Genomic DNA, 11265 nt, shown 5'->3' with positions numbered 1-11265 from the left:
TGCGCACCTTGCCATGCCGAATAGTCCGGCTTCGACTTCATTTTCATCGATCCGGGGGGTCGGAAATTACGCGCCCAAGCATCTATAGTCTTAGGAAGATAAAAAGGGGGGCTGCGGATCGTGAGGCAGGATCGCGCCGAACTGGTAGCCTGGGTTGCGGGGAATGTCGTTCCGCACGAAAGCGCCGTGCGCGACAAGCTGCGCTCGGTCGGCGTCCCCGAATACGAGATCGACGATATCATGCAGGACGCATATTTGAGAATCTCGCACCTCGATAGCGTGGCGCATATTCGCAATGGGCGTGGCTATCTGTTCACCGTGGCGCGCTCGGCGATGCTGCTGCGCGTGCGGCGCGAGCGGATCGTACGGATCGACAGCCTCTCCGATTATGATGAGCTGACGCTCGCCGACGACGATCCAGGACCCGAGCGCCATGCGGCGGCAAGGATCGATCTCGAGCGGGTCCATCGGATGATCGCGTCCCTTCCCTCGCCCTGCCGGGAAATTTTCGAGATGCGGCGGATCGAAGGCGTGCCGCAGCGAGAGATTGCCGCTCGGATGGGCGTTTCGGAGCATATCGTCGAAAAGCTCTCGGCCCGTGGATTGCGATTGATCTTGAAGGCCATCGCGGGCGGCAATCGTGAAGCCGCCAGCCCGGCAAAACAGCGTATCGAAAGGAAACTGCGTGACGTCGGCTTCGAATGACAGCGAAGCGGCGGATTGGGCCATTCGCCGTGAGAATGGTCCGCTGTCCGAGCCGGAACAACGCGCGTTCGAGACATGGCTCGCAGGCGACGAGCGGCGTGCCGGTGCGTTGCTGCGCGCGGATGCCGCGCTGGCCTTTCTCGATCGCGGCCGTGCGCTCGCCGGGCTAGGCTTCAACGATGCGCCGCATGTATCGGGACATGTGCCGGATTCGGAGCCCGAATTCGGAGATGGTATCGAGCGGGCGCATTGGCTGTCGCGCCGAAAGCTGGTTGGCGGCGGGATGGCTGCGCTGGTCGCGGTCGGGATAGCGGGCTTTCTGGCGCTGCCGCGCACCGAACGGATCGTAACCCAATTGGGCGAGATCAAGCGAACGCCGCTCGCCGATGGATCGGTTGCGACCGTCAACACGGCCAGCCGCATCACCGTCGCGATGTCGAAGAACATGCGCAATGTTTCGCTGGACGATGGCGAGGCCTGGTTTGAGGTTGCGCATGACCGCACGCGGCCGTTCGTGGTCAGGGCCGGCGACGTCAGCATAAGGGCGGTCGGAACGGCCTTCTCGGTGCGCCGAACCGATGGCGGGGTGGACATTCTGGTAACGGAGGGCGTCGTCGAGGCGTGGCGCGATGACCAATCCACGACGCCCTCGCGTATCGCGCAAGGCGAACGCGCCTTTGTCGCGGATGCGAAGGGACGCAACGTCAATATCGCTCAAAACGCCGTAGTAGTGCGAACCGATAGCGAGATCGACCGCACATTGGCATGGCGCAATGGCGACCTGGCCCTCAATGGTGAGACGCTCGATTACGCGGTCGAGGAGCTCAATCGGTACAATCGGCGTAAAATTATCGTCGGTGACAGGGAATTGGGGCGTTCGCCGATCGTCGGGTATTTCAAAGTCAATGAGCCCGATAATTTCGCGCATTCCGTAGCGTCATTGTTCAATGCCCGCGCTCAGTTCAGCCAGGAAGGGATCAGAATAGATACAAATGGGAAATGAATATCTTTGGACGGGAGGGTCGGAAACTCTTCGCCCAAGCATCTCTATATAGAGGGGGCGCAATGTACGCCTCCCGATCTTGGGGGAGGGGTAGCGGGTGAAAGGCATATCGTCGGCACTTTACTGCAGCGCAGCAATTGCCGCCATTGCGGCGAGCAGTCCGGTTGCAGCGCAAACACGATCATTCGATCTTTCGGCGGGGGTAGCCGAGCAAAGCATTCCGGCCTTTGCGAAACAGGCCGGCATCCAGATCATGGCGGATGGCAGGCTCGTGCGCGGCAAGCGCACCAATGCCGTACGCGGAACCAAATCGGTGGAAGAGGGCCTGCGCGAACTGCTCGCGGGGACGAATCTTTTCGCCGAACTGCAACCGGGCCGGGCAGGCTCCTTCATCATCCGGGCGGGAGGCGCGGCATCTGCCGCCCCAAAAGCCCAATTCGTGGCCTCCCCGCCACAGACAGCGCCAGCCGAGGAGCCCGCAAGCGGGCAGCAAGCGCCATTCAGCAATGACATCATCGTGACCGCGCAGAAGCGCCGGGAATCGATGCAGAGCGTGCCGATTGCGATGAGCGCGTTCACCTCGAAGACGCTTGATGAAATGAAGATCGAGGGGGGCTCGGAACTTGTCCGTGCGGTGCCCAACATCTCATTCTCAAAGTCGAATTTCGCGAGCTACAATTTCTCGATCCGCGGCGTCGGCACCAAGGCGCTATCGGTCACCTCCGATCCTGGCGTGGCGGTCAGCTTCAACAATACCCCGCTGATCCGCAATCGTCTGTTCGAACAGGAATATTTCGACGTGCAACGCGTCGAAGTGCTGCGCGGGCCGCAAGGCACCCTCTATGGCCGCAACGCAACTGCGGGCGTGGTCAACATGATCCCGAATTTCGCCAACCCCGACAGGCTTGCCGCCGAGTTCAAGCTCGAGACCGGCAATTACAAGTCGATGCGGGCAACCGGCATGGCCAATCTGCCGATCACCGATACGCTCGCCGTGCGCGCCGCCGGCGCCTGGACCAACCGCGACGGATATGACTACAACACCGTCACCGATCAGCGCGTCAACGGCCGCAACCTCTGGGGCGGCCGCGTCACCGCGACCTGGCAGCCGGGCCGCAGTTTCAGGATCAATGCGGCGTGGGAACATTTCTACGAAGATGACAATCGCTCGCGCACGGGCAAGCAGCTTTGTCATACCGATCCCGGGCCGGCCTCGGTGGATGGCAAGACCCTTACGCCCGTGATCAGGGGCGCCCTGAGCCAGGGTTGCTTGCCGGGCTCGCTCTATGACGACGGCGCCTATGGCGTTCCGAACGGCTTCTCCCTGCCCTATATCAACGCGGCCGCCTCCCTGATCTCATTGGGATACAAGGCCGGAGCCGTGGGCGGAGCCGCTCCGATCATGTTGATCGACGATACGCGAGATCCCTATGCGGGCGTGATGCAATCCCGCAATCTTCGAGAGATCGCGACCGCCATAGATCCCAAGTTTCGTGCGAAGAACGATATTCTTCAGCTCAATATCGAGGCAAGCCTGGGGCAGAATCTGAAATTCTATTCCAGCACCTCATATTCCGAGGATTCATACCATTCCTTTCAGGACTACAATAGATTCAATAGCGGAAGCGTATTCAACGATTCGAGCGTTCTATTTGCTCTTAGGACCAGGCCGTTGGCGACCAAGGGCATCGCCATCGGAGGTATTTTGGACGACCCCCAATTGGGCGCTTCGTCCAGCATCCTCGGCGCGGACATGGTCAATTCCCATAGCAAGCAATGGTATCAGGAATTCCGCCTGCAATCGTCATTCGACGGAAGGCTGGAGTTCAACCTTGGGGTCAACTATCTCAATTTCAAGATAAAAGAGGATTATTACGTATTCAATAACCTGTTCACCGCCATCGCCAGAACAGTTCTGGGAACGGGAAATACCAGCGGCGTCGTCAGGGACTGTGCCGGGTGGACCGGGGGAGCGGATTGCACCTATGTCGATCCAAATCCATTGAGCTCTCTCAACGGAAATGGGCATAATTATTTTCGTAGCCAGAATATCGCCAGAACGGAATCCTATGCGGGGTTCGGTGAAGTCTATTTCAAGGCCGCCGACCGGCTGAAGGTTACGGCAGGGCTTCGCTACACCGACGACAGGAAGACGGCGACGCCCATCCCGACGCAACTGCTCCTCGGCACGGGGATCCTGGGATTTGGCCTGATCAACGAGGGATATCAGGCGTCACCGGATATCGTGCAGAAATGGGGCCGCGTAACCGGAAGGTTCGTCGTGGATTGGAAGCCACGCCTCGCTTTCACGGACGAGACCCTGTTCTACGCATCCTTTGCGCATGGCTACAAAGGGGGCGGCACCAACCCTCCGGGAATTGGGGCCAATCCGGCCTATCTGCAATTCTTTCCTGCGCCTCAGACCTTCAAGCCCGAAAGCGTCAATGCGTTCGAGGTCGGAACGAAAAATGCCCTGGCCGGCGGACGGCTGACGCTGAATGCGACCGCCTTCTATTACAAATACAAGGATTATCAGGTTTCCCAGATCGTCGACCGCATTGCCCTGAATGAAAATTACAATGCCGATATCTGGGGTGCCGAGCTCGAAATGCTGTGGCGGCCGACGCGACGCATCAGCCTGAACGCCAATGTCGGATATCTCGGCACGCGCATCGCGAACGGCATGAAGTCAGTCGACGTCATGAATCGCACGCAGGGAAATCCGGATTGGGTCATTGTCAAACCCTGGATCCAACTGGCTTCCAACTGCATTGCGCCGCGCGCGCTTGTTGAGAAGATCATCAAACGATCCTCGTTCAACAACGCAAGCGGCCCTGGCGATCTGTCGACATTTTGCGGTGGGCAAGTTGGCAAGAATTTCACCGCCGGAAGCTATTTCTCCAATCTTACCGGGATTGTGTACAACCCGGCAACAGATGCGCCAAATAATGGCAGGGGTTTTTACGCTGACCTTGGTGGGAACGAACTACCGAACTCTCCTCACTGGACAGTCAATATTGGCGCGCAATACGTACTCCCGATCAGCGAATTGAATCTCGCGTTCAGGGGTGATTATTATCGCCAAAGCTCGAGCTGGTCACGTGTGTACAACACATCGATCGATCGTTTGCGGTCATGGGACAACGCGAACATCTCCGTGACGCTCGATCGCCCGGAAAGTGGATTCTCGACGCAATTCTATATCAAGAACGTATTCAACAAGACGCCGATTACAGATGCGTTCATCAATAGCGATGACAGCGGTCTGACGGCCAATGTATTTACGCTTGACCCCAGAATAATAGGTTTTAGCATGACGAAGAAATTCTAACGACTCATCAATAATGAGTCGTGAATTCCGCGTAATTTCGCCCAACTTGCCAGAACTTCTGGGATCGCTCCATGAAAGTGAGCGATGATGTTCGCAGGGAGCACTCAAATTCTGCGACCATCTGGGGAGCGACACCTCTCATGTCGCGTACAAGTAGGAGAAGGATTATGTTGAAGGCTTCTATCAGCGCAGTCGCCGCGCTTGTCGGCGTGACCGCAATGCCTGCCTATGCGCAGAGCTTTACCCCGGCGCCGACGACGGTTTCCGGGAGCGGTACGGGGTATGTGAATGGCACCCCCTGCACCGGCGCAACCGTCAACGGGTCGGTGGATTCGTCCGGTACCTATGTGGATGTGACGTTTGACAATTCGGCAACGGCTTGTTCTGCTTACGGGGTCACCGCTCGCGTCTGGGCGAACGGTTCATTGAGCAACGTAGTTGTTACCTATCTTCCCACGTCCACCGTCATTTGCAGCAGCGGGTCCACGATCTATACGAACGTGGTCGAGTATACCAATCTATCGGGCCCCAAGGTGAACGCATTTGTCGACCCTTCGGCACCCGTCACTGTTGGCGCTTGCGCGGTGGCGGCCGACATGACCGTCGGCACCCTGACATACGTGCCGTAAGGCACGATTGTTCAATGCAGTAGGCGGATGCTCCGACCGGCGGATCGCCGATTGAAGCACCCGCCCCCAGACCCGTCCAACAGGCACCGCGTCGTTCCGAGCGGCGCGGTGCCATTTCCATCTGGGATGGCATGGATGGGAATTGCCGCGGTACGGTGCGCCAACGGATTTTGCAATGTGCGCTGGTCCAGACGATCAATTGCTAGCGTCCTCCTCACGCTGAATTTGGCGCCGGCGCCCGCCGATGGCAGGATAGCGGCAGGCGAAGCCGCGACCCAGCGTGCAAGCGATCAGGCGCAGCGCGATGCGCAGGATCGGGAGCCCGGGCAGGATGACATCGTCGTCACCGCGCCCCGGCGCGGCGACGCGCAAGTCGCTGCCGAAACCGAATTCGGCGAGGATCAGATAGCCTCCCAGGGCCTGGACTCGATCGATGACCTGCTGTTGCACCTTCGGCCCTTTCTCGGCCCCGACGGCGAGGAGCCGGTTCTACTGATCAACGGCAGACCGGCTGGCTTTGATCGTTCAATTCTTGGCTATCCGCCCGAGGCACTCACTCGACTGGCCATTCTCAAACCGGAAGCGGCCGCGCGCTATGGCGCCGCTCCCGGACGGCGCGTCGTCAATCTCGTGCTCAAGCAACATTTCGCCAGCCTCGATCTGGATGCCAGCACGTCGGCTCCGCTTCGTGGCGGCCAGATGAGCAATGGTCTTATCGCGGCCCGCACCATCGTCCACGGGGATGCGCGCTGGAATATCCGCGCGAACATCGGGCGTGACAGCGGCATGCGCAAGAATGCCCGGTCCATCCCGCGGGATGCCGGGGTCTATGACCGGTCGGGCGTCATCTCCGCCCCCGATGGAGGTGAGATCGATCCCGCGCTCAGCGCCGCGGCCGGCTCGACGATCACAACCGCCGCTCTTCCGGGCCTCGCGCCTACCATGCCGCCCGCGCTGGCGGATCTTGTCGCTACTGCGGGACAGGGCGACCCGTTCGATCCGAATGCATATATTTCGCTGCGACCCGCGCGAAAATCGGTGAGCCTGACGATCGGCATGGCGCGACCCGTCGGTCCGTTCGGCCTGTCGCTCTCCCTCACGGCCAATAGCCTTGGCAGCGAAGCGCTACGCGGGGTTCCAATGGCATCGGTGGTGTTGCCGGCAAGCAATCCCTGGTCGCCCTTCTCGCGCGCCATCCTGCTGACGCGGCCGCTCGATGGCATCAGCGCGCTGCGCGCCAACAATCTTGCACAATCATTGGGCGGCTCCCTGATGTTGAACGGTTCGGTCGCCGGATGGCAAGCCAATCTGGGCATCAACTACCGCATCAGCCGGAACGACAATCTCCTGGAGACGGGCATCGACACGCGAAGCGTGCAGCGCCTGCTGGATATCGGGGACCCGGCCTTCAACCCCTACGCCCGCTGGCCCCGGCATTTGCTATTGGGGACGAGGACAAGAACCGCGTCCGATGACTGGAGCGTTCGAATCGATCTCCAGAAAGGCGTCGTTCAACTGCCGGCGGGGCCGCTGACGATCAGCCTCTCGGGCAATGCCAGCCGCACCGCCACGCACATGCGCCAACACGATGCCATGGGGAATGCGATATCGACCAATGACAGGTCACGGGACCAGGCAAATGTGCAGGCCGGGCTCGCCGTCCCGATCGCGCGACGCGGCAACGGGCCGCCATTTCCGATCGGAGACCTGTCCGTTGACCTGACGGCGGGATGGCAGTCGATGAGCGAAAGCAAACCGCAATGGCGCCTGAGCAGCGGTGTCACCTGGTCCCCCATCGCAGCGGTCCAGTTCCGAGCGATGCTCGACGATCAGCAGGCCTCGCCTTCGATGGCGGAGTTGGACGGGCCAATCATCACGACCCTCACGCGAATGGTCGATTACGCCAAGCAGGTTGTTGCCGAGCCGATCGTGATCACGGGAGGCAATCCGGCACTCAAAGGGGGCAGCCGCCGCGAAATGAGGGTCTCGGCGATGGTGCGTCCCCTGAAGAGCGGAATGCTGACCTTCAATGTCGGATATCGTCAAACGGTCTCGAAGAACATGCCAAGCCCGCTGCCGGAGCTGACGCCGGCGATCGAAGCGGCATTCAAGGACCGTATTACCCGTGACGTGGACGGCAATCTCGTATCGATCGACGCGCGATCGATCAATATCGCCAAGGATCGTATCGCCGACCTATCGGGTGGCCTGGCGCTGCGCTTTGCCAGCGGCAACGCAACGACGATCCCGGGCGCACGCGCGGATCCGGTCCAATACACGCTGGCATTGAACGAGACATACCATCTGAAAAGCGACATGCTCGTCAAAGCGGGATTGCCCGTCATCGATCGCCTGAGGGGAGGGAGTGGCCTGTCGCGTCACACGGTCAGCCTGCAATTCGATGTCGGAACGCGCGGCCTGGGGGCCTCGCTCGGTGCAAGCTGGAACAGCGCCGCGCGCATCGTCAGTCCCGGATCCAATCCAGACCAGGCGTTTCGGGTCACCCCGCCGCTAACGATCAGCCTTTCCACTTTCCTGAACCCGGACAACATCTTCAGGGGCTGGCGCGACAATCCGTTGACGAAGGGCTGGAAGATATCTGCCACCGTCCAGAACCTGCTCAACAGGTATCGGCGCGTCGCGCTCGTCAAAGGCCAGATCCCCACAGGCTATACCCATGATGAAATCGATCCGTTGGGCCGAACGATCCGACTTCAAATCCGAAAGCGATTCTAGCGGCAACGCGGTGCCGGGCCGGACTGGAAACGAGCGGGCATCGGGCCGGGGGCCGATGCCGTCCCGTTCCGCCGCCCTCATGCGCTGGCGAACAGCTTGGTCCCCACCACGCCGACGATGATCAGGCCGATAAAGCCCATCTGCACCGGGTTGAGCTTCTCGCCGAACAGCAGGATGCCGAAGATCGTGACGCCCACCGCGCCCAGGCCCGTCCACACGGCATAGGCAGTGCCCGCCGGCAGGCCGCGCATCGCGAGCGCGAGCAGGCCCATGTTCACGAAGCTGAGCGTTATCGGCACCGCCGACGCCATCCAGTTGCCCTGCATGGCCGCCCATTTGAGGCTGAGCGCCCAGATGATTTCGGTGATCACGGCAATGCCGAGCACGAGCCACGCCATGGCGCATCTCCAGTTTCACGGGCTCGGAGGGAAGGACGCGACAGCCGGAAACCCGAAAGAGGCGCGCGCCGAGCCGGGCTGATAGGGTGCAGCGCGGCATCTGTCCATGACGCGCACGGCCGCGTTTGCGCGCGGCGCCGGGAGCCCGGGCGCGCCGATGTCATGCGACGTAGCCGGAAATCCCATCCCACAACAGCTTCAGCGCCGTCACCACCAACAGGCCGTAGCAGGCACGATATACCTGGCGCTGATCGAGCGTGCCGTGCAGCCGCCAGCCGGCCCAAACGCCGGTGGGGATCGCGAGCAGGCAGATTCCCATCAATTGCCAGGTCTTGGCGCCGGGCTGCGACAGGAGCAGCCACGGCACCAGCTTGGTCGCATTGCCGACCGTGAAGAACAGGCTGGTGGTGCCGGCATAGAGTGCCTTGCTCAGGCCCAGCGGCAGCAGATACATGGCGAGCGGCGGACCGCCGGAATGGGCGACCATGGTGGTGATTCCAGAGGTGAACCCGGCCGCGATCGCCTTGGGCGTGGAGCGCGGGCGAACGGTCACATCGGCGCCGCGCACGAACCAGAGCCCGACAAAGGCAAGGGTGATCGCCGCCATCAGGATCGCGATGGCGCGATGATCCAGCATCTGGAACACCAGATAGCCAAAGCCGATGCCGATCACGAGGCCCGGCACGAGCAGCTTCAGATCCGGCCGCGACCAGGTCGAGGGCTTCCAGTAGCGCAGCGCGACCAGGTCCATCGCAATGAACAGGGGGGCGAGAAGGCCGCCTGCAGTGACCGGGTCCATCACGAGCGAGAGCAGGGGAATGCCGATAATGGCGAACCCGCCACCGAATGCACCGCGCATGAAGCTGATCAGGAATACGCCGGCAAAGGCGACGAGGATCGTCGCAAGGGTCAGTTCCATGTCGGTCTCCACAGCCCCTGCGTCGCGATTGCCGATGCTTGCGTGTCGCGGTCGCCCGGGTTGATGGGGGGAATGATCCGATATACTATTCGGTGCAATTCAAAGATTGATCTCGGAGCAATATATGTCGACCTCCGAATATGCGAAGCTGGCCGATGCCATCGCCGCCGATATCGTCAACGGCGTGCTCAAGCCGGGCGATCGCCTGCCGCCGCAGCGCGCTTTCGCCTATCAGCACGATATTGCCGTTTCGACCGCGAGCCGCGTCTATGCCGAATTGCTCCGTCGGCGCCTCGTGGTCGGCGAAGTGGGGCGCGGCACCTTTGTCTCGGGGCAATCCGGGCGTGGCGTCGAAGCACCGGGTGAGCCGCGCGGCATCCGGATCGATCTCGAATTCAACTATCCGATCCTGCCCGGTCAGACCGCACTGATCGCGAAGAGCCTGAAGGGTCTCGACGCACCCGCGCCGCTGGAGGCCGCGTTGCGACAGGCGACCAGTGTCGGGACGGAGGCGGCTCGAAATATCGGCGCTGCGTTTCTGGCGCAGGGAAGCTGGTCGCCCGACGCCGATCAACTCGTCTTTGCGGGCAATGGGAGACAGGCCATCGCCGCCGCGCTTGCCGCCCTGGTTCCGACCGGCGGGCGCTGCGGGGTCGAAACCCTGACCTATCCCTTCATCAAGGGAATCGCCTCCCGGCTGGGCATCACCCTGGTTCCGCTGACGATGGACGAAGATGGCGTGCGGCCGGATTCGGTGGAGAAGGCCCACCGCGAAGCGCGGCTCTCGGCCCTCTATGTTCAGCCGGCGGTTCAGAATCCGCTCGGCATCACGATGCCGCTTTCGCGTCGGACCGATCTCTTGCGGGTGGCCGAAGCGCTTGGGATCATGATCATCGAAGACCGGGTATATGGCTTTCTCGATGACGCGCCGCCTCTCGCCGCGCTTGCCCCGAATGCATGCGTTGTCGTCGACAGCCTGTCCAAGAGGGTGGCGCCCGGCCTTTCGCTCGGCTTCATCATCCCGCCGCCGCATCTGCGCGAGGACATGAAGGCGCTGGTCCGCTCGGGCGGCTGGACCGCCTCGGGATTTGCGTTCGCCGCAGCCCAGCGCATGATGGGGGACGGCACGGTTGCCGAGCTGGTCAGGCTGAAACGGCTCGACGCCCGTGCGCGCCAGAAGCGTGCGGCCGAGCATCTCTCCGGGTTCGAGATTCGGGCGAACGAGAATTGCTATCACCTCTGGCTGACGCTCCCGCAGCATTGGCGCTCGCAGAACTTCGTCGTCGCGGCGGCCAGGCGGGACGTTGCGCTAACCCCTTCGACGACCTTTGCGGTCACTCCGGGCCATGCGCCCAATGCCGTCAGGCTCGCATTGGCGACCCCGGCGATGGACCAGCTCGATACGGGGCTGCGCACCCTGGCTGCGATACTGCGCGCGCGTGAAGAGGATATGGAGTCGACCGAATGAGGGCCGGTGCGGCGAGGAGGCAGGCTTCTCGGGAAGAAGAGGGATATTCCCGAGCCCGGCCGGCCGGCTGACCGGT

The 11265-nt window shown here is 61.6% G+C and carries 8 protein-coding genes; 6 read left to right on the top strand and 2 right to left on the bottom strand.

All coding sequences use genetic code 11. The annotated features are described in order from the left end of the window. Nucleotides 1–120 precede the first annotated feature (120 nt). The 5 genes from BGP17_RS11975 (at nucleotide 121) to BGP17_RS11955 (ending at nucleotide 8404) form a co-directional block, all read left to right on the top strand. Nucleotides 121–705, top strand: a complete 585-nt coding sequence (locus tag BGP17_RS11975) for an RNA polymerase sigma factor (RefSeq protein WP_167300283.1) — start codon at nucleotides 121–123, stop codon at nucleotides 703–705. After that, on the top strand, nucleotides 686–1708 hold the full coding sequence (locus BGP17_RS11970; protein WP_286712100.1) for a FecR family protein: 1023 nt from the start codon (nucleotides 686–688) through the stop codon (nucleotides 1706–1708). The genes BGP17_RS11975 and BGP17_RS11970 overlap by 20 nt, the downstream gene beginning before the upstream one ends. Before the next feature lie 97 nt (nucleotides 1709–1805). Then, nucleotides 1806–5039, top strand: coding sequence for a TonB-dependent receptor (locus tag BGP17_RS11965; protein ID WP_286712098.1), 3234 nt, complete (start codon nucleotides 1806–1808; stop codon nucleotides 5037–5039). Nucleotides 5040–5206: 167 nt separating this feature from the next. Continuing rightward, on the top strand, nucleotides 5207–5668 hold the full coding sequence (locus BGP17_RS11960; RefSeq protein WP_167300285.1) for a hypothetical protein: 462 nt from the start codon (nucleotides 5207–5209) through the stop codon (nucleotides 5666–5668). 135 nt (nucleotides 5669–5803) lie between these two features. Then, nucleotides 5804–8404, top strand: coding sequence for a porin family protein (locus BGP17_RS11955; RefSeq protein WP_286712096.1), 2601 nt, complete (start codon nucleotides 5804–5806; stop codon nucleotides 8402–8404). Between the two features lie 77 nt (nucleotides 8405–8481). On the opposite strand, the gene BGP17_RS11950 is transcribed toward BGP17_RS11955, so the two are convergent. Then, on the bottom strand, nucleotides 8482–8802 hold the full coding sequence (locus tag BGP17_RS11950) for a DMT family transporter (protein WP_167300287.1): 321 nt from the start codon (nucleotides 8800–8802) through the stop codon (nucleotides 8482–8484). A gap of 160 nt (nucleotides 8803–8962) precedes the next feature. Then, a complete protein-coding gene (locus tag BGP17_RS11945) occupies nucleotides 8963–9721 on the bottom strand; it encodes a sulfite exporter TauE/SafE family protein (protein ID WP_286712093.1) in 759 nt (252 codons plus the stop codon). Nucleotides 9722–9845: 124 nt separating this feature from the next. Between BGP17_RS11945 and BGP17_RS11940 the strand changes: the two genes are divergently transcribed. Continuing rightward, nucleotides 9846–11189, top strand: a complete 1344-nt coding sequence (locus tag BGP17_RS11940; RefSeq protein ID WP_286712091.1) for an aminotransferase-like domain-containing protein — start codon at nucleotides 9846–9848, stop codon at nucleotides 11187–11189. The last annotated feature ends 76 nt before the right edge of the window (nucleotides 11190–11265 follow it).

Origin of the sequence: Sphingomonas sp. 67-41, from assembly GCF_001899725.1 — a bacterium.
GTDB lineage: Bacteria > Pseudomonadota > Alphaproteobacteria > Sphingomonadales > Sphingomonadaceae > Sphingomonas > Sphingomonas leidyi.
The sequence above is the reverse complement of the archived record's forward strand: the minus strand, read 5'-3'. Positions and strand labels throughout refer to the sequence as shown.

Coding starts and splice junctions, on each gene's coding strand:
- BGP17_RS11960 (WP_167300285.1), top strand. CDS start 5,207: ATGTTGAAGGCTTCTATCAGCGCAGTCGCCGCGCTTGTCGGCGTGACC.
- BGP17_RS11955 (WP_286712096.1), top strand. CDS start 5,804: ATGGGAATTGCCGCGGTACGGTGCGCCAACGGATTTTGCAATGTGCGC.
- BGP17_RS11950 (WP_167300287.1), bottom strand. CDS start 8,802: ATGGCGTGGCTCGTGCTCGGCATTGCCGTGATCACCGAAATCATCTGG.
- BGP17_RS11945 (WP_286712093.1), bottom strand. CDS start 9,721: ATGGAACTGACCCTTGCGACGATCCTCGTCGCCTTTGCCGGCGTATTC.
- BGP17_RS11940 (WP_286712091.1), top strand. CDS start 9,846: ATGTCGACCTCCGAATATGCGAAGCTGGCCGATGCCATCGCCGCCGAT.